This window comes from Candidatus Zixiibacteriota bacterium (assembly GCA_016933955.1).
In the GTDB taxonomy this organism is placed as follows: Bacteria; Zixibacteria; MSB-5A5; order GN15; family PGXB01; genus JAFGTT01.
Genome location: JAFGTT010000027.1, coordinates 122,497 through 147,712 on the forward strand (window position 1 = coordinate 122,497; position 25,216 = coordinate 147,712).

Sequence of the window (25,216 nt, forward strand, 5' to 3'; positions counted from 1 at the left end):
GAATGGAAATATTTATTCATAGCGCAGGGCCTCGATAACATCAAGTTTGGAGGCTTTATGCGCCGGAAAACTGCCGAAAATCACACCCACTGCCGTGGAAACACCGATGGCCAGGATTATGGAGAAAATCGACACAATCGTCGGCCAACCGGCATAAAAGGCAATCGCTTTCGAAATAACCAGTCCCAGCGCAATACCGATGACACATCCCAGCAAACAGATGGTTATTGCTTCGATCAGAAATTGCCGCAGAATGTCAGTCCGCCGGGCTCCCATTGCCCGCCGGATACCGATTTCACGGGTCCGTTCCAGAACCGAGGCAAGCATGATATTCATGATTCCGATCCCTCCCACCAGAAGAGATAATCCGGCAATGGCACCCATAACGATATTAAAAATCTGCTGGGTTTTTTGCGATTGGCGCAGGAGCGACTCCGGAACAACGATTTCATAATCATCGATTCCGGCATGGCGGCGGCTTAAAATCCGCTCCACCAATTTGCTCACGGCCGGAACGAATTTCAGGTCTGTCACGGTGATAGTTAACTGATCGATTTCGGGTGTATTGTAGGCCTGTTCGGTCTCGCTGGTAATACTGACAAAGTACCCTATGGAAGCCTCGGCCATACTCGGCGCCGACCGCTCTATTTTCTTCTGGGCGGTGGTCAGCGGAATATAGACATCTTCGTTGAAATTCTTCAATTCCAGGCCTTCGACTTTTCCGCGGCCGATGTACTTGTCAGCCATAACACCGATGACCATAAAATCGAGGTCGCCGATACGAACCGTCTGACCGATAGGATCGTCGAAAGCGAACAATTCCCGCTTGGCCTTGGATCCCAACACACAGACCTGGCTGAAATCCTGCATATCCAGATCGCTGATAAACCGCCCGTATTCGACTTCGATGGATGAGGAATATATGAACAGCGGTATTGTGGCTACTACCCGAACCGCCGCTTCACTGGAAAAATACGATATTTTTTTTATCATTTCATAGCGCTGGGGCACAACATTCTTGACCAGTTCCGAAAATCGAGAAATATTATCGCCGTCTTCAAGCGATAATCCGGGGGAACGCTGTAATCCCACATCACTGCTGCCATCAGTCTTGGGAGCTTTGGCATTGATAATGACATTATTGATCCCCAGTATGGAAATCTGCTCCATCGCCTCCTGTTTGGCCCCTTCCCCGATCGACAGCATCGCTACCACCGCCGCAACCCCGATAATAACACCCAGCATGGTCAGGAAAGTACGCAACTTGTGGATGCCCAGAGATTCGAAAGAAATCCGGAAAAGAAAACTCGATTCCATCGGCCTATCTCCCCCGAGGGGTGCGACCCCGAGGAGGTGTCCCGGTCTGGCCGCCGTTCAGCTGCCGTCCCTTATTAAGTTCCGGTTCGGTGGCTTTATCTCCCGGAAGTCCCTGCTCTTCCAGAGTCGGATCGACCAGGCAGACCCGTTCGCCGCCTTCAAGACCGGATATGATTTCTATAACCTTATCGTTACGCCTGCCGACCTCGACCTTTCTTTTCTTCTTGTTATCGAGATAAACCAGAATCTCCCCCTCTTTTTCAAACACTGCTTCCAACGGCGCCGAGACCACATCAGGAAGACGATCCATTATTATCCGGCAGGAAGCCGACATCCCCGGCTTGATTTGCTTATCCTGAGAATTGATGGCGATTTCGACATCGAATACATTGATTTTCGATCCCGGCTCCTTGCGCCTCGCCAGTGTCCCTTTGTTAATGACGGCGCCGTCATATACTATTTCAGGAAAGGCATCGAGAACGATTTTAACAGCCTGTCCCGAATCGACTTTGGCCGCATCGACCTCTGATACAGCGGCATTGACCACCATTTCCGATAAATCCGGGATATTTATAAGTCCCTGGCCGGGCCACGGTGAATCTCCCTCCTGGACTTTGCTCATCGAACTTCCCTTCCAGATATCCAGATAAACAATCATACCCGGAAGAGGGGCATTTATCTGAGTTTGATCCACCTCTTTTTGGGCTCGGTCGACCCGATCCTGGGCACGCTGAACTTCAAGCTCCGCTTTGGCAACATCGGACTTTATCTGGTCGAGCTTCGCCTTGAAATTTAATTCGGCCAGATCAAGCTCAATTTTGGCCTCCTCGGCTAGCTTGGGAGCGTCATGTTTCTTTTCATCATAATTACGCTCGGCTTTCTTCAATTCCAGGGTCAGTTGCTTTTCCTGAATGGTAAATTCCTGGTTGGTTCGCTCCAGCGTGGTCTGGGCGATTTTAAGGCTCGATTCATAATCGGCCAGCTCGGCCAGTTGTTCCGAGGCATCGAATTTAACCACCGGATTGCCCTTTGAAACCATCGACCCCTCGGGAGCCAGCCAGGTAATTTGCAATCCCCGAATTCGGGGCGTGGTTATGGTAAAAGCCCGCTTGGCATCGACACTGCCGTTGGCGTTGAGCGAAATCACAAATTCACCGCGTTCCACCAGGGCCGTTGGGATCTCCGTGGATGTGGAAAAAATGGCGCTGACACTCATGTAGCCGCCAATTATTATGACTGCCAGAATCACCGGATATAGTATTTTTTTCATCTCAATTCCTGTTGCCTTATTTCTTTCACCAAAGTTACAAAAATACCGTCCGTAACATAAAAAGTCCAGACGGTTGATTAGAAATTCCCATATTTATTATTACCATGCCCCATTTAAAAAGTTGCTTTTTTTTACCGGATATAATAATCTTGAGTAGAAACCTGTTAGAATAGACCATTGGAGACGGGCCTGGATTCAATATGCGGCCAGGAGCAAAACCAAAAATCGACCGCCTGTATCGGGCCGTTTTCTGATTGATCCTAAGTGATGAGGGTATAATGGATAGCAGTCTGAGATATAATATCGCTGATCAGCGGATTGTTTACAATGGCAGACAGGATCGGGAGCCCTTTACTGCCGACCAGCTGGTCGAATTCAACCAGCGACACAAAGCGGTTTTGGCCTTCTATGATATCATCCTGGAATCATGTGAAATAACTACTCTCGGCGGACAGGTGAATTATAAATCGAACCTGGGCGCCCTGAGAAACCGGCAATTACGTCAGTCGGTAATCCTTTCGGCGGCTCTTCCTGCCATGGCCGTCGGGATTCATGGACGGGCCAGCGTCAAGCGCTATTCGGAAAAGGAACTGACCTCGGATATAAAGAACGATCTCAAACGGACCAATGACCGCACTGCGGCTCAGATCATGGCCGAGGTTCTTCAACTGACAACCGAGACTTTCCCGCCCGGCGAGGAAATCCTGATAGAATCAACCATTACCGAGGGTGTTCGGGTAAAACCGGGCAAAGAACCCGGCGGCAATCCAACCATTGCCGTCGGCGCGGTTTTCGGGAAAAAGCAGCATCGCATGCAGTACGGTCTGATGATGCCGCGCGATGTCACTTTATTATCGATGGGGTCGGATGTTGTCGAGGGAACGACCAAATCAATTATGGGGACACATTCCAGTATGACCGCTCTCTTTGTCACCGAATCCCATGTCAAACGTCATTTGCCCGATATTTATGTTCAGCGCTGGATGAGCGGCGCTCATTTTCATGAATTCAACCCCCGCGAATTAAATCTGGTCGAGGCGGCCGAGGTTATTGCCCGGTCGTATGGCCATTCCCGGATTGAGGATTTAAGTTCTTTCTTTCTTGATCGACCGCGCCATTATCCGGCAATGGAGATGCTCAATGCGGCCGGAGTGGCAACTCCATTCGATAAAGATGGTGATCTTATGCCCGGGATGATTCTCGGTCTGGATGGCGTCAAGTTTCCCGATGGCCGCGGCCTGAATTCCATGATTGGGGAAATCGGCGGCTCGGCCGAATGGGCTATTGGGGTTCTACCGCTGGTTTGGCGAGGTGGACAGGCGCTTGGGATGCTGACCAGCCAATCATCGCTGACTAATAAAAATCTCTCACCCGATGATCAGTGGAAAGAACGGTTCCATTTCACCGAAGATGAATTTATTATGATTCAGGATGCCCGCTTCGAAAGAAAACCCTACTTTACCATCTTCGATATTGTCGAGGATCCATATGCCGGCGGGATAGGCGCTTTCGGCGCCATTACTGACAACTATTTCATCCCCTTCATGAAAGGGGTCGAAATTGACCGCGAAAATAATCGTATCAAAGTCCATGTTTTGGTTATCAATTCGTTGGGCACTGTGTCGCTATGGCAGTTTGTATTTAAAACCAAAAACAGTCTGGAACATACGGCCGATCTATTAAAGAGCCCCAAAGAAGCACTGATTGATCTGAAAGGCAAGGAACTCGAGAAGGCTATTGGTCGGATGCTGGAAGACCCGGTGGCGCGCAAAAGATTCCGAATCTTTTTCAATAACGAATATTATCCGGCCCTGATTCCCGTCCGGGATAAAATGGTTCTCCTGCATAAAGCCGTCCGGGGACTGATCGAACGGGATGCGCTCAAGGAAAGAAATCTCGAAATTGTCGAGACCACCGAGCGGATGGCCCCGGAATGGTTTACCAATTCCGATTGATTTGATGTGAGGTCGTTTATCATGAACATTATCGGGGACGGTTTCAAACCGTCCCTTTTGCATGATGATCATGGCCGCAATAATTACTCGCTTATATCTATTATTGACGCCATCCGTCTTTTGTGATATATTTGGTCTTGATTATGCCAATGCCGTGACTGTGAAAGGAAATCTTGTATGAAGCAACTAACCACTCTGCTTTTTGTCCTCCTTTGTTTATTCGGTTTGATATTCTGTCATGGATCAAACATCTATGCCGCAGAAAATTCCGGAAAAGCTGTTTTTATTGATCGGGATGGCGATGGCTTCGATGATATTGCCGCCGATGATGATGGCGACGGTATTCCCAACGGCGCCGATCCAAACGCCGCCGAAGTCGCTCCTCGACCGACCGATAAGTCGAACGGCCTGATTGATTTTTCCAGGGGACTTGACCCGGCCGAGATTCCTGAGGGAATATTGAAAACATCGGATTTATTCAACACCAACCAGTTCAATGCCCGGGGCCTTTCGGAAAATCGATGCGGTTTCACTTCCGAAGAGGGCTTTGGATCGGGAACCGGAGTCGGGATTAATGATATCAGCGGCGGGGGCGGATGTGTGGGAGGTGTATGTCACTGAACAATTTTTTTGGAATCGTGAAGGGCGGGATAATCTTAATAATGGTACTGATATCCCTTGCCGGAATGAGAGTATCAGCCGATATCACAGCCGAGTTTCAGACAGCCGGCGGATATACCGATAACCTTCGATTCGATACTTCGGCAATAGACGATACCTTCGGCAAAGCCAAACTGACCCTAAACCTCATTCCCTATTCTTTTATGAAAATTGAGTTGATCAATGATTATATGAAATACGACGGGGCTGTAATCGATGCCGATACCACCACCGAAGGCGATTCGACGGTTATCCGATACAACGCCATTGATCTGAGTAATAATAAAACCAGCGTCAATATTCACTTAGTGCCGGTTTGTCAGGATGAAAATTTTATCATGTTTATCAGGGCCGGTTTCAATACTCAGTCGTATATGGAAGGCTATGAAAAGTTCAACAATGATAACCTGACTGCGGATTTCTCACTTGGTTATCGGTTGTGCGGCCGGATAATGCTTCGTTCCGGTTTTTCATTCAATTCCACCGATTACACCAATGAGGAGGATGACGATACCGCCACGGTCAAACAGACCTTCGATATTTCCGGTGATAACGATACCTATGAAATCTTTTTCGGAGGTAATATCACTCTTCCCTGGTCAAATGTCATTGATTTTGAGGGCGGTTATTCCAAAATGAATCTGACCTATGCCCGTCCTCCTAAAGATTCCATATTGAAATACTGGGATGATTTTACCTGGATCCCGCGCGATTATCTCAACCCCAATAAAGACACCCTGATCGACGGGAGCCTGAAATCGTACTATTTTTCACCGCGCCTTTCGCGGCCAATCGGTTCCAAATTCGGAATCAATATAACCTATATCTATCGCTCATTCGAAAGCCCTGACGATATTATTATCGCCGGATTGTCCAACCAGTTTCTATCACCGTGGACCTCGGTCTATGAGGGTGAATCCGTAACCGGAACCATCAAATCTTATATTTTGCCCAATTTCATTATCACCGCCGGGGCCGGATACTGGAAAAAGGACTATCTCAAGGGTGAGGAGGAGCGCAAATCGGATAATTCCATCCCGCCCCCTCCACGGATGATTCGTGATCGGCATGACGAACAGAATAAATTCTTCTGCAGTATCCGAAAACCTCTCGTTTTTCGATCCGGGCTATTTATCGAACCTTCATTCGAGATCAATATCTCACATAATAATTCTTCCAACGATCTTTATGATTACGACAATTTTGCCCTTTCGCTGGGCCTGACCATGAGAAAATAGCGATTCCCGGAGTATAAAAGAAAATCCTGTTTTTCTTTTGGGCCGATTTTCAGTCGTCATGACTAATCGGCCTTATTTTTTGTTATCATTTTTGATAGCGTGATCATATCAATAGAAAGGCAATAGTTCAACGGTTAATACATACTTTGAAGTAAACTATATTTTTAGCATGCCTTTTAATGAAATTCCATGGTTAAAAAATCATCATAAGAATCGACCCTGATGCCTTCATAATCCTTGACAATTGGTAAAAAAAAGATATATTTTGTATATATTAACCACACCTGCCGGCTTATTGGAAACCTATAGCCCGCAACATATTACTTATAACTGGCGAAAATCCACTATGGTCTTTCCCGAGATGTGACCAGTTATCTGGTCGGTTATTTTGAATAAAGGAAATTATAAAATTTCAATGTTTATTTAACTTACAGGAGTGTGTTATGAGAGGCCCTGCGTTAAAGGTTCTGGCTGTTTTTCTTGCCTGTATCGCTCTGGTGGTATCTATCGCCTTTGCCAATTCGATTAGTGTCTGCAAAGTCGAGAGGAACACCGAATACCAGCCCATCACCACACCGGCCGCTACTACCGCTGATAGTAAAGGCTATGCGGGCCGGCTTAGAGTCTATGTGGTGGAACCGCATTCCCGATGGGATGATTATAACGGGAATGAATACCATTTCGGATTTCTCGGTTTTGCGGTAAACGAAGAAATTAATCTGACCGGCACCGAGGAATACACCAAAACGGCTTCATGGACCGGGACATTCGAATCGGACAACATTATGATCATTGCCGCCCTGTTCAATATATCCGAATCACATCCGGGCCAGTCCGATACTCTGGGCGGAAGTGCCTGGCCATTTGATGCCTATTATTCTGATGCCGCCGCCGCTGCAAAACCCGACACCCAGTGGTTTAATGTCTACAATGCCAATTTTACTCACACTGTTTTTGCTGAGGAAGGTACGGCCACCTGGTGTCCCAGTTGCCCGGGCATGAATACCTCCATGTATCAGGCCTACACCATTCTCGATCATCCCTTTTTCTATACGGCAATGGTTATTGACATGAATGCTGAAGCCAATATTCGGATGGATGATTATAATCTTCACTGGGTTCCATCGACCTATTTCGACGGCGGCGATGAGGTTCAAGTTGGCAGCGATTATTATTGGAATCTCGGCAACAAAATTACCGCCTGTGGCGCCAGGGAGGTCCAGACTTTTGGGATGTCGGTAGAAATAACTTCCATGAGCAAAGGGAGTCTCAATCTTGAAGTTAGACTGGCCCAGAATTCCCCCCCTGCCGATCCCGCTATTCCGACCGGTGAAACCGACGGTTATTTTGGAGTCAATTACAATTATGCCGCCAATACGACCGATGTCGAGGAAAACCAGTGCTATTACCGCTTCTGCTGGGAAGAAGGCGATACTACGGGCTGGTTTGGACCTTACGATTCCGGAACCGATTGTATTCAGAGCCATCAATGGGCCGATGAGGGGACATACAATGTCAAGGCCCAGGCCAAAGACAGCTGGGGTTTTGAATCGAATTGGTCTGATGCCCTGAGCGTCTTTATCGACAGCTTTGTTTATGGTGATGCTAATGGAAGCGGATCGGTAAATATCCTGGATGCAACCTATTTGATAAATTACCTATATAAAAGCGGCCCGGCCCCGATACCGGCCAGAGCCGGGGACGCCAATTGCAACGGCGCCACCAACATTCTGGATGCGACCTATCTGATAAATTACCTCTACAAGAGTGGTCCGGCCCCCTGTTAAGACGGGGATGCTTTAAAATAAAAAGGGAGCAGAATTCCGCTCCCTTTTTTTCTGCCATCAGAACCAAACTAAATGCCGCTGAATTGAACATCCCGAAAATGCAGGGTCGGCCGACGCATGGAAGAATAAATATACGGATCGTTACCAACCTCGACCAGTTGATTCCAGAAATCGATCTGGTTGCCTGAAATATTCATTTCATTGACCGGTTTGATAATTTTTCCGTCTTCGATATACATCCCGATTATCCCGGTCGAAAAATCTCCTGTAGTTGAGTTCGAATTGCCACCTATGAAAGAGGTGACATAAATGCCCTTCTTGATATCCTTGATAATTTCTTCCGCGGATTTATCGCCATATTCGAAAACCACATTGGTGGGCGATCCGATAGTCGGCTCCATACCCAGCTTCTTGCCATAGTAAGTATCAATAAAATACTCTTTTAAAATCCCGTGGTCTATAATCAGCCTCCGTCTGGTGGCCATACCTTCGCCATCGAACAGACGGGATCCTAAACCGCCGATTATAAGGGGATCGTCAATCACGGTGAATTTCTCTGAAGCGATTTTACTCCCCAGCTTACCCTCAAGAAAGGAGCTTTTTTGTTGCAGAGAACGGCCGCGAAGAGGATCACCAAGATTGCCCAGCAATCGACTCGCCGCCCGGTTTTCCACGACCATATCATAAACCCCGGATGGCATTTTAGTCTGGCCTATTTTTTCCAGTGATCTTTCTACGGCCTTTTCTCCAAGTTTACTCGGCGGCGGCAGATCCCTTAAAAATCTGACCACAACCCATTCATAATCCTGGGGACGGCCATCGCCATCATCATGAATCGTAACCGAAACCCCGGCCGAATAAGAGCTTTCCTCCCGCCATCCTTCAAAACCGTTGCTGTGTACCTTGGCGGTCATGAAATGCCCGTCGCTGTAACCCGAATTAACCGATATTATCCGGTCGCTTTGACCAAGAGCGGTATCCTCGATTTCCCGGGCGATATCCACCCTCTGATTGGATTCAATCTTCTCATATTCGGCATCCATCAGCTTCAGATCAATATTCTCCTGCCCCGTATAATATTTGGGATCAGGCAAAGTCCGAAATGGATCTTCATTGAGATATTTGGTCATCGAGACCGCTTCATTGATAAATTTTTCCAGTTCCCCGCGTCTTAAGTCGTTGGTGGAATGACTTGAATATTTCCCCCCGGAATAAATATCCAGACTCAGTGAGTTCTGGGTCGATTCGGTCAATTCTTCAAGTTTTCGGTCACGGAAACCGATTTCAATTGATCTTTGTTTGGTCAGATTGACCGCCGTATCGTCGGCCCCGGCTTTTTTGGCCTGCGCGATCACCCAGTGGGCCAGCTCAAGTATTTCTTTATTATTCATAATATATGTCCCATATTATCATTGACTTACAAATCACCACTCCTGCCATATCAGGTCAGGCATTGACTCCTCCGACTGTTATGGATGAGACCTTGACCGTCGGAAGTCCTTGTGAAACCGGCACCATCTGACCGTTTTTGCCGCAGGTCCAGCCTCCTTCGTCAAGTTTCAGGTCATCGGCCACCATAACGATTTTTTTCAAGACGTCCGGGCCATTACCAATGATATTGATATCCTTGACCGGGTAGGTTAATTCGCCATTTTCAATCATGTAGCCGGATTTTACATAGAATGTAAAATCACCGGGACCGATCCGAACCTCGCCATTGGTAAAAGATTCGGCATAAAGCCCTTTCTTAACGCTTTTAATAATTTCTTCACGGCTATGCGGTCCGTTGGCCATATAAGTGTTGCGCATCCGTGGAATGGGCGGATAGCGAAATGACTGCCGGCGTCCGTTGCCGGTCGGCTTAACTCCATAATGGCGTGAGGAAATGCGGTCATGAAGATAACTCCGCAGGATTCCGTCTTTCACCAGATAGGTTAGTTGTGAAGGATTACCCTCGTCATCGATATTGATTGACCCGCGAGTATTGAGATTGGTACCGTTGTCGATAATGGTGACAAAGTTTTCGGCCACCGGCTTGTCGATTTTATCGGAGAAAATCGAAATCTCCTTGCGGTTGAAATCCGCTTCCATGCCGTGGCCGATGGCCTCATGGAGCAGGATTCCCGAACTTCCGGGGGCAAGAACCACTTCCATCTCCCCCGCTGCCGGTTTTATGGCCTTAAAAAGTCCAACCGTTCGCTTGACCGCCATATCGGCCAAACGCCCTATATTTTCTTCAGTAAAATGCTCAATCCCATAACGCCCGCCAAGGCTGTAACCACTTTGTTCCCGATTACCATTTTCCTCGGCATTACACGTCGCATAAAGCATCGTCATCGGCTGATAATCATAGGCGATTACGCCATCGGAGGTGGCCACCAGGATATATGATGCCTCATCGGAAAACCAGATCCGGGATTTGATTATGCGGCTGTCTTTGGCCAGTACCAGATCATTGATTTTCCTCAAATAGGGTATCTTGCGGTCAATGATAACATCTTCCCAGCGGGTTTTGATCGGATAATAATCGGCGCTTTCCCGCAACTTCATTGAAACCGGGGGGATATTCTTCGATTCGTTGGCAATATTGGCAGCGGTTTTGGCGGCCTTGATCATTGCCTCAGGGGTTATTTCCTCAGTAAATGAATATCCGGTTTGATCGCCCTCGATCACCCTAATACCGACCCCGTAATCAATACTGGAATAGGCTCGGTTGACAATGTTATCCTCAAGGCCGATATCGTTACTGATGGTGTGTTGAAAGAAGATATCGCAGTAATCGCCGCCTCGCTCCAGAGCCGCCCCCATAACCTTGCGGATTATCGCTTCATCAACTCCAAAGTGCCCGTAGTAGTCACTCAAGCCGCCCGTGACTTCATCCGGCCCGGTGAAGGCCGCCAATGGATTGGCTCGGAAAACCAGCGGGATGCTGGCCAAGGCGATTCCTTTGGCACCTGTTTCGATAAATTTCCTTCGCGTCATTCCCGACATTACATTATCTCCTATTTGGAATATTTAAAAGGCGTATTTGTGTGGTTGTTGGAAAGCAGTCCTCTCATATAATCTTAGACGGTCCGATATTATTTGAGGATTCATTTTTTTAACATTTTTGCAATTTCATTTTGAATAATAATTCCTCTGGTTTTAATAACCTAATATTTTAATTATTCATATCTTCCCAATTTACTTGCTGTTGGCTTAAATTAGTGTATAATAGGTCGAAAATCTTATTGGGACAGGTTAGTTTAACCGAATTGTAATTAATAACCATGAGGATTATAAATGCCTAAAAATTTCGCCCTGACCGGTGTCTCCGGATATATTGCCCCGCGTCATCTGAAAGCCATCAAGGATACGGGCAATGTCCTGGTGGCCGCCGTTGACCCCCATGATTCGGCCGGTATAATCGATTCGTATTTTGAGGGCGTCCGCTTCTTTACCGAATTCGAACGATTCGATCGTCATATCGAAATGCTTCGTCGCAAGGGGGATCAATCCCGAATACATTATGTCAGTATCTGTTCACCAAATTATCTTCATGATGCTCATGCCCGCTTCGCTCTTCGGATCGGCGCTGATGCCATCTGTGAAAAGCCCCTGGTACTGAACCCGTGGAATATAGATGCCCTGCAGGAATTGGAGATTGAGCATAAACAGAAAATATTCACCATCCTCCAGTTGCGGGTTCATCCCTCGATTGTGGCGCTCAAGAAAAAACTCGATGAAAATCCGCCCGCCTCCAAAAGGGATATTTGCCTGACCTACTTCACCTCCCGGGGCCCCTGGTATCTGGCTTCATGGAAAGGTCAGCTGGAACGATCCGGCGGGTTGGCCACCAATATTGGCATCCACTTTTTCGATATGCTTATCTGGTTGTTCGGCACCGTGGAGCACAGCGAAGTCCATGTATCCACCCCGCAAAAAACGGGCGGTTTTATCGAATTGGAGCGAGCCAGGGTACAATGGTTTCTTTCTATCGATAAAAACGATCTCCCGCAAGGAATCCAGGCCGGGGGACAGCGGACTTTCCGCTCCATTACCATCGATGGCGAAGAAATCGAATTCTCCGGCGGATTTACCGATCTGCATACCATGGTATATCAGGAAACCCTGGCCGGTCGGGGTTTCGGTCTGGATGATGCCCGGCCGTCAATCGAGCTTGTTCACGCTATTCGCAATGCCACGCCGCTCGGGCTTTCCGATAATTCTCACCCGTTTATGAAAACTCTTAACAAAAGGTAAACGGTTGGCCAGTGGCACGAAAAAAGAAGCAAACGGATATTCTCCTTAAGATTGTCTTTCCCGCCGTTGTTGCTATCATATGTATCCGCCTGATCGGTTCGTTCTTCACTGAATCAAGACTATGGGGTGTTAATCAGGCCGGTTATGTTACCGGGATGTTTGCTCTTTACCCCGTTCTTTTAATTGCCGCATACTGGCTCTACCGCCGGGGTAACAGGACGCCTCTCATATTTAAAGCCGGGGGTGATATCAAACCGATAAGGTCGCCCCGGGATTACCTTTATCCCATCCTGATTGCAGTCGCCGCCACAGCCGGGTTTTATTTTCTTTCAGTGAGGACTCACTTCCTTGGAGATGGATACCAGTTGATATCCAATCTGGCCCAGCCTAACCTGATTCTTAAAAGCGAATCCATCGGCGATATGAAACTGCATCAGTTCCTCGCAGGATTACTTGGTTCCGGAGATAAGCTGGATGTTTATTATTCCTTCAAATATCTCTCGATCATATCGGGAATCTTATTTATTGCAACCCTGCTGATATACGGGCAAAAGATAACCACCACTCGATTCGGCTATTATACTTTCATTCTATTAAATTTATTCCTGGCCTCGACTATCCTCTTTTTTGGCTATGTAGAGACCTATTCGATTGCAAGTGGCTTTTTATTTCTGTTTCTGATATCAGCGGCCGCGGCCCTTTATCGCGGCCGGCGCTCGATTATTCCTCTTTTCGCTTTTCCGATTGCGGTAATCATGCATAAAATCAGCCTGATCTATTTTCCGGCTTATGTCATATATCTTTTTTTTATTATCTCGCGGCCGGAATTCGGGCTGAGACTTTCCCGAAAAATCAAACCGCTTATGGCATACTTGGCGATAATTATTCTTGTAGTTTACGCCGCCATAGTGGTGTTTGGTTCACTGTCATTGAAAACCATATTCCTGCCACCGCTGTCCGGTCGTTTCACGACCGATGGTTATTTTCTTTTTTCCATCAAGCATATTGTCGATCTGTTGAATATTGGTCTATTTCTCGCGCCCGTCTCCTTTTTGGCCTTTTTCGTCAAAAGCCGGATAACAACCGGACCCTGGAAAACCGGAGCGGCCCTGTTTCTGATGTCGGCCTGCGTGTCCGGACTTATGGTCGCCATTCTGATCGAGCCCAAGCTGGGCATGGCCCGCGACTGGGATCTGATGTCGGTCATGTTTATCGGGATTCAGGCGGCCGGAATATGTCTTTGGGTCAGATGGTTTGAAAAGCACCCCTGCTTTCAACCCGCGTCCCTTATGCTGATTATTCTGAGTCTGGCAGTTTTTATTCCCTGGCTGGCGGTGAACCTATCCCAAACCGGCATGTACACCTACAGCGTCCGCATGATGTCGCTGGATCCCAAACACGGCCGGAGCGGACTTTATTCCATCATACCTATAATAGAAAACCAGGGAAGCCGAATCGAGGCCGAGCGATTGCGCCGATACTGCGCTATTAATTTCCCTGAAATCGAGATGCATAAAAATGGCGAGCGTTGCCTGATAAACGGAGACTTACGCAAGGCTGAAAGTTATCTTGATTTGGCCATTCAGAATAATCCCGGTTTTTTCCGGTCTTATCAGACCAGGGCGCGAATTCGTCTGCTGGAGGGCCAAAACCGCGAAGCTGTTGCGCTTCTGGAAATCGCCGATGCGCTCAATCCGTACAGCTCGGATAATGCCTACTATACCGGTCAGGCCTATCTTCAACTGGAGGATACTCTGAAAGCCCTTTCGTACTTCCAAAAAAGCCTGGCTTACGATCGCCTTAATCCCCTCCCCTATATGCTTCTTACCAATATATACCTCAATCAGAATCAACCGGATACGGCCCGGCAGTATTATCTGGCCCTGCCGGATTCGGTAGAAATCTTTCCCGAAACGGCCAATTATGAACTGGGGTGTCTTGGTTTGTTGCTGGAGGACCGGGATCGGGCCATGCTTTTCTTTGACCGGTATCTTAAAACCGGCTCCGATTCGGCTCTTCTGGAACGAATCAGGATTATCAAAGAATCAATGGGAAAATAAAAACCATTTTATTGAATGCCGGAGGCCGGACTTGAACCGGCACGCACCTTGCGGTGCAAGGGATTTTAAGTCCCTGGTGTCTACCAATTCCACCACTCCGGCTTGAATTGGACGGCGTCAATTTACATTATTCCTCCATGAGAAGCAAGGAGCTTTTTGGACCATGTGACCGGCAATCGATCACGGAAAAAAACAAAAAAAGGCCCGCCCGTTTACTCCAGGCAGGCTTTATAATACTCGAAAAAAAAACGCCGCGAAATGGAACCCGAATTACTTTTTCTCGTTGAAAAACAACCTGGAAAACACCATCTCGGCCGGACAAAATCCGGTAATGGACGATTGTACCAGGTTGAGTCCGACAAAGGCGGTCAATATAAACCAATAGGGAGAAATATAATATCCCATTGCTACCGAGATTAGCACCAGCGTTCCGGCCAGAAGTCTGATACTGCCTTCCAAAGTCATCTTCTTTTCTCCTGTCAGTACCCGTAGGTAATTTTGATATAAACATTATCGTTTTGCTTGAAAGCCCCAAAATCGGTATAATCTTCGGTACCATCAAAAATATTGGCCCCGGCCGCCAGAGTCAGGGCATCGGTATATTTGTAACTGACAGAAAAGCGCCCGTAAAAATCCTCATCCGATGGCGAATAGAACCCGAAGGCCGAAATAGTGACGGTTTCCATAAGAAGAAGTTGTGTTATTCTGGCGGTAATCAGGTGATACATTTCGTCGACCCTGATCATCCCCGGAACCAGGGAATTGACATACTTATCATGGTCGATCATGTATTTATTCTGGTACTGCAGGTTGGCTGTCAGGGTGGATGTCAGTTGCCGCTCAAAGCCTATCAAACTGCTCAACTGGGAATTGGGTACGGTGGGATCATCGCCGCTGTTGTCGTCACGGGAATCAAAATAGCCGGATTCCAGCCAGGCAATCCCGCCCAGGATCGGCATCCGGACCGAGGTGCCATATACATTCAAACGCGGGTAAAAAGCCTCCATTGCCATCATATCTATCCCCGTTGGATTTTTATAAAATCCATGATAGAAATAAAGGGCCAGATCGGCGGTTCCGATATAGCGGCTGAAACGAGCCGCGATTTCACTGTTTTTGAATTCGGCCTCGGGCATTCGTCCTTCGAAATAATAGTCCGATCCCCCGACGATCTCACCTGCCATCGGGTTATAATAACTTAACCGCTCCCCGGTCGGGATTCGGTTGGGAGTGAATCGGGGCGTGAAAACGATATTGAATGTCCCCGGCGCTGAATAAAAGGATGCCCGCAGAGCGTTTTGCGGGGCCTTGAGATACTGATCATCACGGCCGTTGAAAAACGACTGATAATCCTTGGCAAAAACATCGTTGATGAATATCAAATCACCGGTTCCCCAGGTGATAATCTGGCGGCCAATTTGAAAATCGAACTTGCCGCCCAATTTGAACTTAACGAATCCTTCCCGTAATTCCAAATCGGTGGCCGGTTCGTAATAATCATCATAGGTGAAATCCAGCCGCCCGAAAAATTCGGCGGAATTTGAAAACGATTCCATTCGCAATTGCAGCCTTGTTTCCGAGGCCGTCATCTCCGACGACGTCGGATTATTGCTGTCCAGGCCGCCCCCGTAAAGCCCCTGCAGGAAACCGGTGAAATATGTCTCACCGGCCCCGGTCATGGGTATCGCTAAGAGGAACAGCAGTAAAGCCGCAAAACCTCTGGCAACTTTATTAAGCATTATCTCTACCCCTCCCTACTTGATAAACTGGCGCGGCGGATTCTTAAGATAACGTTCGCTGAAAATGTCTTCCTCGATTCCGACGTTGTACTTGATATTATTGAATTCCACCGTAGAATACTGGCCTTTTTTGACATTTTCCATCTTCCGCAAGGTCGGAGTCATAATACCGTCGATCGCGGTGATATTCCCGGCTGTAAAAACACGTTCCAGTTCATCCTTCTTGTCGTAATATTCCTCCAGGACCGGAAGCAAATATTCTTTATCGATAAAAGTAATTTTCCTGGAGAAACCTTTATAAGCTTCTTTGGGAATCGATTCTACCACATGAACGGCCCGGCCGTTATAAGTATCCTCGCGGAGAAGCTTATGATTATCCTCGGTCCAGTGCCGCCCGGAAACATCCTCATAAGTGAAATCGGAGCCGACAAAACTGGAGTTTTTATCATCGGCTGAAATACGTTTGATCAGATCGACCGCCGGAACATACAACCAGCGATTATCCGAGGCATCGGGGATTTTATGAACCATGAATGATAAACGGGAGACATCATGGGGCTGGCGAAAATATGTATAGTAATCCTGCTTCCCGCCTTCAACCAGGTCTTTGCGAAGCATGGTAAATTCCCGAACGCGTTCCTTGCCCCCGGAATTGACGATCTTCATGGTGACATCGGTCAGGCCATCATCACCGGAATAGAACATCACCAGGTGAGCCTTTTTCATCAAATCTTCAGCATTGTCCTGAGCCGCAGATTTAACCGTCCAGGTCAGGAATAGAACCATCAGAGTCAGAATAATATGATGCAGTTTCATCATAACCTCCATTATTACTAATTATTTACAACTTTTTCATGGACTTCAGGCTGTTCGATCTCTTTAAAGGGAAACAGCCGTTTCCGGAAAACAATAAACAGCGCCGGCAAAAGAATCATCGTCACCGCCCCGGAGACCATCATGATGGCGAAGAAGAATGATCCGACCGTGATATACGGCACCAGCGAGGAAAAAAACATGGGCACAAAACCGATGGCGATTACCAGAACATTACGGGCAATGGCCCGTGCCAACCCTTCGAACATCTCCGGGTAGGTTTTCCTGAAATCACCGGTTCGTTCATGGATGTATTTCGAGCGTTTGATAAAATGAATGGCAAAGTCAATCGACAATCCAAGGGTCAGCGATGACAGTACCGCCACCGGCATATCGTACGGTTTGCCGATAAATCCGATGGCCGCATAAATGGCCATGATGGTGATGCTGAGCGGCAACATCGACAGGAACCCGAGCAGGACGGAGCGGAAAAGGAAAATCATCATGACAAAAACCACGACAAACGAACTCAGCAAGGCCGAGCGCATCCCCCCTACCATTTTCTCCTGCCAGACTATGTTGACATAGGGCAGTCCGGCCCAGTTAATATTCATTCCTTCCGGAAGCGGATTTGCGGCAAGAAACCGATCCAGGCTGTCAACTACTGACTTAACCGACTGGTTATCCCCTTCCCGCATCTGGACCCAGATATTGGCCTTGCGATAATCCTGAGTAACGAATTTGAATAAGTCCTCCGGGTTTCCGCCCGAAATCTCGAACAGGAATAAATCCTGGGCCACCTCGTCCTGGTTACCGGGAATGGCAAATCTGGAGCTGTCGCCATCGAACAATTCATAACTGACTTTCTTGACGACATCGGTCAATCCGGTGGTCGAGCCGATCACCCCATTCTTTTCCAGAGACCGCTGCATTCTCTCGATATATCGCAGGGTCTCCGGATTCTTCATGGCATCATCTTCACCGCCATCCAGAACCAGGTAATTCATATAAGTCCCGGCCAGATGTTTATTTAAAGTCGCATCGGCCACCCGCAAAGGATGGTTTTCTTTGAACCATTTGACGGGGTTATCATTGACTATTATCATCTTCAGTCCGATAGCGGCGACCACAATAATCACCGATGTCCCCAGCAGAATAGCCTTATAATAACGGCGATCGAAGCCCCGGAAAAGGTGCATGATCCTGGCCAGCAGGCCATGGCCATCCTCTTTAATCTTGCCGAAATTCCTGAGGGTTTTATCGGATATTAAAACCGCAAAGGCCGGATTGAAGGTGATTGATAAAAACCATGCCACGGCGATTCCGAAGGCTACGAATATACCGAAAACCCGGACCGGCGGTATTGGTGTCATAGCCAGTGACAGGAATCCCACAATGGTCGTCGCCGTAGTAAAAAGAATAGGGATAAAAAGCTCTTCAATAGTGTTGCGGATAGTCGTCTTTTTGTGTTTGTATTTCTGGTACCGGTCATGAAATTCCGAAATGATATGAATGGAGCTGAGAACGGCAATGGGAATCAGAAAGATCGGGATCATGGAACTCATTATATGAACCGTGTTGCCGGTCATAATCAAAAGCCCCATAGCCCAGATGACCGAAGACACCGCCACAATCATCGGAGCCAGGACAATCTTGAAATTTTTAAAGAAAGCCAGCATCAGCAGGAATATGATTAAACCGGCCAGCGGGGCGCTGACCGCCATCTGCCGGAACATCTCAGCCCCGAAACTGTCCTCGGCTAACGGTAAACCGGCAATGAAATATTTCTCCCCGGTGGAATATTTATCTATAATGGTTTGAATTTCCCCGGCGATACGATGCGACATATTCTTGGCCTCGATAGGCACGAACATGGCAATCGCTTCACCGTCATCCGAGGCCAGTTTACCGCGCAAAATCGGATTATCCTTAATCCGGCTTAAAATGAATTGCGCCTGGGCATCACTTTCCGGTTCTTTTTCCAGGAGCGGCCTGACAGTCATAATCCCGTCTCTCTGAATGATATCATCGACAAATGAAGGAGCCAGAATATCGTCGGCAATGACTCCGTCGATATTGGCGACCTCCTGCATAATATGGTACACATTGGTCAGGATCTGTTTGTTAAAGGCACCCTTCTCATCAACAACACCGACCGCTATGAAATCATGAATGGCGAATTCCTCTTTGACCTGATGATCGAAAACCCGCGCCGGCTCGTGCGCTTCAAGCATATTTTCCGGATCGGTGTCGATTTTAATATTGGGCAGTTGAGCCGCAAAGAATACGGTGATAATCAAAACCCCGAAAATAACGACCCACGGGTTGTTAATTGAAAATTCCGTAAAAATTTTTCTCACTTTCAAATCCTTTCCGATTTTTGGCATTTAGTCCATTAGATAGGATTTCAAAGGAAACGATTCAAAATTTATACAAATTTTGTTTTGTTTTATAAGGTGTTGTATTTAAATGGATTATAATACGACCGGGGTCGGCAACCAAGTATTCCGGCCCTGGTGGAATATTTTTTAATATATAAAATAATAAATTGGGTTTGGAGAAATACCGACTGCGCGGTGGATTTGAGATAGCCTAAAAGCTATCTTTTTTTCTTGAATTTCTTTTCCCAGCGTTGCCGAATGGCATCGGATAGCCGCTCTTCAAGCTCCCTGGGAAGAGGCTTTTTCCGGCCTTCCCGGCATAGAATTACGGTTTGACGCAGGGTATCGACCATAATCCGGCAGTCTTTGCATTCTTTGAGATGTTGTTCCAGCTCAAAACAGAGCGACTCATCGATCTCGCCGTCAATATAGTCGCATATATGCTGGATATGCTTCTTACAGCTTTTCAACTTTCCTCTCCTTGAGGATCCGGGTTATTTTATCTCTAAGAGCCAGCCGGGCCCTGAGAATTCGAGATTTTGCGGCCGGCAACGAAAGCCCGCTCATCCGGGCCACCTCTTTGATTGGCATATCTTCCATATAGCGAAGAATAAAGGGCATGCTGTACTTATAAGGCATATCGGCCAGGGCATCCTCTATTATGGCCTGCAATTGTTTTTCTTCCAGAATCTTGTGCGGATCGCCCCAATCAAACAAAGCCTCACTTCCATTCTGATGAGAACCCGGCAAATAATCCTCCAAAGGTTTTAAAGTATGTTGCCTTCGACTGCCCATATGAGCTCGAATCGAGTTTAAGGCAATGGCATAAAGCCAGGTTCCGAATGATGATTCCATTCGAAACCGGTCTATTTTATCCACCGCCTTAATGAAAGTTTCCTGCACAATATCTTCCGCATCTTCCCGGTTGCCGGTAACTTTGATTGCCAACCGGTATATTTTATCCTGCTGGTCCATGATAAGGCGGTTGAAAGCATCGAAATCGCCGCCCCGGGCCAGTTTTACAAGTTCCTTTTCATTCATTGGATAAAAATATAGAATAAACGATTCAAAAAAACAACCGCGTTAAGTCCGGCGCGACAATCAGGTCAAACCTTGACATTAAGCCATTGCCCGCGGCGATAATACCAATAAAATGCGGATACGGAAATCAGGGCGGCGGCACTTATGGACCACCAAACAGCGTTCTGATCGAAATTGAAAACCTGAGTCAGAATATAAATGGTCGGGATTTGTATCAACCAGGCATTACCAGCGTTGATAATCATGGCGGGGGTATTCATGCCCACCCCGGAATAGATTTGCTCCAGCATGATAAAGACCCCGATAAACGGGAAACTGATGGAGAGAATACGAAGCAAATGAACACCGTGCCCGATGGTTTCGGGGTCATGAAAGTACAGTGACAGGATTAGAGGCGCAAAAATAAAAACAGCCAACCCCATCAGGATCATAATTCCGACTGACATAAGCAGAGCCTGATTGGCCGTTTTCAGGGCCCGCTCTTTCTTGCCGGCACCCAGATTATGTCCGATCAGCGAGGCCAGACCAAGACCGATTCCGACCAGCACCGAAATCCCGATTGCCGAAATCTGCATCCCGACTCCATATGCGGCTATAACCGAATTGCCGAATACCGCAATCATGGGCATCACCAATAACCTGGCCCCGGAATAAGACAGTTCCCCGATCCAGTGCGGGACACCGATCCTGACAATCTTTATCATGGTCTTAATCGACATCGGAATCTTGCCCTTCAGACTGAGCCGGACATTGGTAGCCCTGGAATAGAACAACCCGACACCGACCAGGAAGGTGATGGTGTATGACGTGACCGATGCCACCGCGGCCCCGGTCACTCCCAGTTCCGGGAAAATCCAGTATCCATAAATAAAAAGCGGATCGAGAACCAGGTTTAATAGCGTAGAGCCAATCATCAGACCCATCGCCATATTGGGATTGGCAACACTCCTGAGGGCCGTGTAAACGGAATAAACGCTGAGAGAAAATCCCATCCCCAAAAATATTATCTTGCCGTATTCGGCACTTAGGGCGATGGTTTCTCCCCTGGCGCCGCCCCAGTATACCAGTTGATCGGTCAGGAAAAATCCGATCAATCCCAGGAGCATTCCGGTGCACCATTTGAGAATAAAAGTCTCCTTGATAGCCGTTTCGGTGGCATCATAATTTTTCTCTCCATACCGTCGTGAAATAATCGCCACCGAGCCGGGTCCGACCAGACCATTGAACGAAAAGAAAACCCAGGAAATATTGGAATAAATGGTTACCGCGGCAACGGCCGTTTCCCGTTCGGGAAGGTGTGCCAGCCACCACATATCGACCATATAATATATATGATTGGCCAGAAAACCGATCATGGAAGGAATCCCCATTTTAAAAATGGATTGAATAATGGAACCTTCAGTATGATCGACCGGTTTCTTTCTCAATACGTCAGCCATTATATAATCCGGCAATTAAATATTATAATATACTGCATTTATAAAGGGGTGGTTGCGAATTTTATCGCGGCATGTAAATATCTTGGATGTCTGCGGGACTTCTTAAAATCAAGGATGCCAGCCACCGAAAGGAGCCATCATACCATATGATGCGCGCCTGTTTCAACTGAAGACAGTTATCAGGATGGCGACCCATATTATGGCGGTGGCTATTATTCCCGATGGCTTATTCTTGCCGATAATCAGGGCCATAGCTGAAAATACCAGACCCAGCCCCAAACGCATTGAAAGCCTGGCTAGAAAATTTATATTCAGCGCATCCGCGAGTAGAATAATCCCTGATAGAAGTAACGAGGTGTAAATCAGCCAGAGGAGTTTTCCCTGGCCACCGTTTTGAGCCTGATCAGTCATGGTCGTATTCCTCCAGAAATTTTTCTATTCCTTTTCTGATAGCCCGGGCTAGTCGATTTTGAAATTTGGTTGATCGAAGCATGGCCTCATGCTCCGGCAAAATTATAAAGGCGCATTCAACCAATACTGCCGGATACTGCGTCGGCCTGTTGACTGCCAGATTGCCGTGATATAGCCCGTAATCCTCGAGTTTGGATTCTCTGATCAATTCCTTTTGAATACACCTGGCCAGGCCTATTGAATGGGGATGATAATAGTATGTCGAAACGCCGTGATTTACCAGTGGATTCACCCCGTCAGGAAGCGCATTATTGTGAATTGAAATAAACAGGTCGGCATCATATGCCACCGCGATTTCCGGCCGCATGGACAGGGGCAAATCGGACATATCTTCCCTGGTCATCACTACCCGGGCTCCCCGTTTGACCAGTTCCTTCTTTAAAGCCAGGGCAATATTCAAATTGGCCGTAGCTTCTGTCAATCCTGTGGGTCCTATAGCACCCGGATCAAGGGAATGACCTGGGTCAATTACAATTATTTTATCCTTCAATCTATCAATATCTTGTGGCGGTTTATTAATATTTAACTTTAATGTGTTTCCATCATAATAAATATCATAACCCCATACCGCCTTTCTGAAGGCGAACTTCAGGTTATATAATCCCGGCTCCTCCTGGCTCCAGGTCACCAGCTCAAGGTCTTTATCTCTGAAATCATACCTGATCCAATCAGTATCCGAGGCAACGCCATAAAGACTGATAACCAAATGATGATCGTCCGTTTCCTCGACCCGAAAGGGATGCCTCTCCGAAAGGGGCATCTCCACGGTCAGGCAATCTTTACCTGCAAAAGCCCGGATTGATTTCAGGAGGGATTTCGGAGACGGCAGACCTTTTTTTAGAAATTTAATAGAATTGATATTAACCCATCCGAATTGCGTTTCCGATAGTTTCAATTTCACCCAATCCCCTTCCCGCCCGACAGCCATAGCTTTAACCCCTTTTGGCTGAAATATTGCCAGATATCCCTGACGCGGTCCGATCCGCATAATTTGGACCGAATCGGTGAATTCTACCAAACATGGATAATTGTCGGGATTGATAATGACAAAAAATCGCGAACTGTCGATTGTCCGATCATTTTTGAATTTAAGCAATTCCAGTGAGCCAAAATCGAGATCCTCAAGCGAGCGCGACATGGTCCTGCCCCACATTTCCAGAAAACTCGGAGCCCGGAGATGATAAATCACTCGGCTGGAATCGACCAGGCATTTGTCATCGATATCGAGGTACCCGCTGTAATACCCTTTTATTTTTAATGATTCCGGGACTGCTCCCGATCCGAAAACAGCTTCACCCCAGAATGGTTGAATCCGCGGTGGCCCTTCGGCCATCGGAACCGATTCGATATACCCCGGAATCGAAAAATAGGCGAAACACCCGGGGGTAGCCTGTATTTCGACTCGAAGTTGATCTCCCCTTCCAAGAATCATGTTTCCGCTGGTTCTGGTTTTATCGATTATAACCAGGCTATCGTAGGGCAGTGATTTCATGGGTTGGGGAACTAACACCGGCCAGCCAAGAAAAGTTGTATCATAACCATTTACCGCTTCCAATTCAAAATCGAATGGTCCCGGGTTAAGGGGAAGGAAGGCTATAAAACCGCCATCCCTGTGTACATTGATATTGACTCCGTTAATTTCGAGCGTCGATCCGGGTGTCACCGATCCCAGGATAAAAGTTGAATCCACCGCCCCGATGGGACTTCCCTTTTTGGGGTAAATCACCTTTATAATGGGTTGTGCCGATACCACGACAGCCGAAATCAGCAGTATTGCAAAAATAACTGGTAGCCTGAATATTCTAATCATCTTTCCTGTACTTATCTTTTAACCGGGGTCCCCCGATAATATCTTCATCGACCGAAACTTTTTCAACATTAAATTTGATTCCGGTGGCCATATCATCGGCCAGAAGCAATGGCCCATCGAAGTCAAAATAATCTCCCAGCGACCCACAATATAATGCCGGAGCGATCCCAACCTGAGACTCAACCATACATCCGAACATAACCGCCAGTTTATCTTTTTTAGCCCGGCGGGCAATCCTGATCGCTTCCAGAATCCCCCCGGATTTGGCCATCTTGATATTCACGCCATCAATAAAATCACAATATTTCTCGTAATCTTCCAGCCGATTTAGCCCCTCATCCATTATGAATTTCACCGAAGATCGTTTCCGAAGATATTTCCATTCCCGGATTGATTCCGGTCCGGTCGGCTGCTCGACAATATCGACCTCGAGCCTGTTCAGGTAATGCATCATCCGTTCCGTCTTCTCCGCTGTCCAGGCCTCATTGACATCAATACGAAATCTTTTGCCGCTTATTATGTCCAATGCCTTTAAAAGATTTTCATCATTCTCGTTTCCCAGCTTTATTTTAATAATCGGGTAGGGCGAAGCGGCAATCTCGCGTACCATATTCTCAGGATCATCGAGGCTGACAGTGAAAGACGTGGATATCATCCGAGGCGGCTCAAGATCAAAAATCTCCCATGGAAAGCGTCTGTTCCGGGCCGACAGGGTGTGTACAGCCGCGGCTATCAAAGCCGCCCTGGAAACCGAATTTAAAGACATCACTTCAAGTTCTTCAAGTATCGGAAAAGTAATGGCATCCCTGCTTCGAAGAAATTCGCATCCGCTCTCCAGATCGCCTTTAATAATCGAAGAATCGGGACCATAGGCCACCGAACCGGCCGCCTCGCCATAATACTGACCATCAAGACAAATAAAATGATTCCTTTTAATATCGGCCATCCCGGTCGCTATTCGGAATGGACGCTTGAGGGCAAGTTCCAGTGAAA

At 47.3% G+C, this 25,216-nt stretch carries 20 protein-coding genes and 1 tRNA gene; 6 read left to right on the plus strand and 15 right to left on the minus strand.

All coding sequences use genetic code 11. The features are described 5' to 3' along the window. Positions 1 to 12 precede the first annotated feature (12 nt). Both JXQ28_09500 and JXQ28_09505 read right to left on the minus strand, forming a co-directional pair. Entirely contained in the window at positions 13 to 1,317 is a 1,305-nt protein-coding gene (locus tag JXQ28_09500) for an ABC transporter permease (protein ID MBN2277968.1), read from the minus strand. A 4-nt stretch (positions 1,318 to 1,321) separates the two neighbouring features. After that, entirely contained in the window at positions 1,322 to 2,587 is a 1,266-nt protein-coding gene (locus tag JXQ28_09505; protein MBN2277969.1) for an efflux RND transporter periplasmic adaptor subunit, read from the minus strand. Between the two features lie 278 nt (positions 2,588 to 2,865). Here JXQ28_09505 and JXQ28_09510 point away from each other — a divergent pair, with 278 nt between their 5' ends. From JXQ28_09510 to JXQ28_09525, 4 genes are all read left to right on the plus strand, one after another. Beyond that, on the plus strand, positions 2,866 to 4,542 hold the full coding sequence (locus JXQ28_09510) for a fructose-bisphosphatase class II (protein MBN2277970.1): 1,677 nt from the start codon (positions 2,866 to 2,868) through the stop codon (positions 4,540 to 4,542). A gap of 177 nt (positions 4,543 to 4,719) precedes the next feature. Then, positions 4,720 to 5,163 carry a hypothetical protein gene (locus tag JXQ28_09515; GenBank protein MBN2277971.1) on the plus strand — a complete coding sequence of 148 codons (444 nt, stop codon included), beginning with the start codon at positions 4,720 to 4,722 and terminating at the stop codon, positions 5,161 to 5,163. Continuing rightward, positions 5,154 to 6,440, plus strand: a complete 1,287-nt coding sequence (locus JXQ28_09520; GenBank protein MBN2277972.1) for a hypothetical protein — start codon at positions 5,154 to 5,156, stop codon at positions 6,438 to 6,440. Before JXQ28_09515 ends, JXQ28_09520 begins: the two co-directional genes overlap by 10 nt. A gap of 443 nt (positions 6,441 to 6,883) precedes the next feature. Continuing rightward, positions 6,884 to 8,227: a hypothetical protein gene (locus JXQ28_09525; GenBank protein ID MBN2277973.1), complete on the plus strand. Its 1,344-nt coding sequence runs from the start codon at positions 6,884 to 6,886 to the stop codon at positions 8,225 to 8,227. 68 nt (positions 8,228 to 8,295) lie between these two features. On the opposite strand, the gene JXQ28_09530 is transcribed toward JXQ28_09525, so the two are convergent. Both JXQ28_09530 and JXQ28_09535 read right to left on the minus strand, forming a co-directional pair. Continuing rightward, positions 8,296 to 9,618, minus strand: coding sequence for a TldD/PmbA family protein (locus JXQ28_09530; protein MBN2277974.1), 1,323 nt, complete (start codon positions 9,616 to 9,618; stop codon positions 8,296 to 8,298). Positions 9,619 to 9,673: 55 nt separating this feature from the next. Continuing rightward, a complete protein-coding gene (locus tag JXQ28_09535) occupies positions 9,674 to 11,209 on the minus strand; it encodes a TldD/PmbA family protein (protein MBN2277975.1) in 1,536 nt (511 codons plus the stop codon). A gap of 300 nt (positions 11,210 to 11,509) precedes the next feature. Between JXQ28_09535 and JXQ28_09540 the strand changes: the two genes are divergently transcribed. Next, the gene (locus JXQ28_09540) at positions 11,510 to 12,469 is read left to right on the plus strand and encodes a Gfo/Idh/MocA family oxidoreductase (protein ID MBN2277976.1); all 960 of its coding nucleotides are present in this window, start codon (positions 11,510 to 11,512) and stop codon (positions 12,467 to 12,469) included. 11 nt (positions 12,470 to 12,480) lie between these two features. After that, the gene (locus JXQ28_09545) at positions 12,481 to 14,529 is read left to right on the plus strand and encodes a hypothetical protein (GenBank protein ID MBN2277977.1); all 2,049 of its coding nucleotides are present in this window, start codon (positions 12,481 to 12,483) and stop codon (positions 14,527 to 14,529) included. Positions 14,530 to 14,545: 16 nt separating this feature from the next. On the opposite strand, the gene JXQ28_09550 is transcribed toward JXQ28_09545, so the two are convergent. The 11 genes from JXQ28_09550 to JXQ28_09600 all read right to left on the minus strand — a co-directional run bounded on the left by JXQ28_09550 (position 14,546) and on the right by JXQ28_09600 (position 25,169). After that, positions 14,546 to 14,631, minus strand: a tRNA-Leu gene (locus JXQ28_09550). Between the two features lie 168 nt (positions 14,632 to 14,799). After that, on the minus strand, positions 14,800 to 14,994 hold the full coding sequence (locus JXQ28_09555; protein ID MBN2277978.1) for a DUF2892 domain-containing protein: 195 nt from the start codon (positions 14,992 to 14,994) through the stop codon (positions 14,800 to 14,802). A gap of 14 nt (positions 14,995 to 15,008) precedes the next feature. Next, the gene (locus tag JXQ28_09560; GenBank protein MBN2277979.1) at positions 15,009 to 16,268 is read right to left on the minus strand and encodes a hypothetical protein; all 1,260 of its coding nucleotides are present in this window, start codon (positions 16,266 to 16,268) and stop codon (positions 15,009 to 15,011) included. Positions 16,269 to 16,283: 15 nt separating this feature from the next. Beyond that, positions 16,284 to 17,087 (minus strand): outer membrane lipoprotein-sorting protein, encoded by an 804-nt coding sequence (locus tag JXQ28_09565; GenBank protein ID MBN2277980.1) that lies wholly within the window; start codon positions 17,085 to 17,087, stop codon positions 16,284 to 16,286. Between the two features lie 14 nt (positions 17,088 to 17,101). Then, entirely contained in the window at positions 17,102 to 19,447 is a 2,346-nt protein-coding gene (locus tag JXQ28_09570; protein ID MBN2277981.1) for an MMPL family transporter, read from the minus strand. A gap of 233 nt (positions 19,448 to 19,680) precedes the next feature. Further along, entirely contained in the window at positions 19,681 to 19,932 is a 252-nt protein-coding gene (locus JXQ28_09575) for a zf-HC2 domain-containing protein (GenBank protein MBN2277982.1), read from the minus strand. Beyond that, positions 19,919 to 20,503 (minus strand): sigma-70 family RNA polymerase sigma factor, encoded by a 585-nt coding sequence (locus tag JXQ28_09580; protein ID MBN2277983.1) that lies wholly within the window; start codon positions 20,501 to 20,503, stop codon positions 19,919 to 19,921. Before JXQ28_09580 ends, JXQ28_09575 begins: the two co-directional genes overlap by 14 nt. Before the next feature lie 65 nt (positions 20,504 to 20,568). Continuing rightward, positions 20,569 to 21,942 carry an MATE family efflux transporter gene (locus JXQ28_09585; protein MBN2277984.1) on the minus strand — a complete coding sequence of 458 codons (1,374 nt, stop codon included), beginning with the start codon at positions 21,940 to 21,942 and terminating at the stop codon, positions 20,569 to 20,571. Between the two features lie 162 nt (positions 21,943 to 22,104). After that, positions 22,105 to 22,353, minus strand: coding sequence for a hypothetical protein (locus tag JXQ28_09590; protein MBN2277985.1), 249 nt, complete (start codon positions 22,351 to 22,353; stop codon positions 22,105 to 22,107). Then, positions 22,346 to 24,223, minus strand: a complete 1,878-nt coding sequence (locus tag JXQ28_09595; protein MBN2277986.1) for an N-acetylmuramoyl-L-alanine amidase — start codon at positions 24,221 to 24,223, stop codon at positions 22,346 to 22,348. Before JXQ28_09595 ends, JXQ28_09590 begins: the two co-directional genes overlap by 8 nt. Then, entirely contained in the window at positions 24,216 to 25,169 is a 954-nt protein-coding gene (locus JXQ28_09600; protein MBN2277987.1) for a hypothetical protein, read from the minus strand. Before JXQ28_09600 ends, JXQ28_09595 begins: the two co-directional genes overlap by 8 nt. Positions 25,170 to 25,216 lie beyond the last annotated feature (47 nt).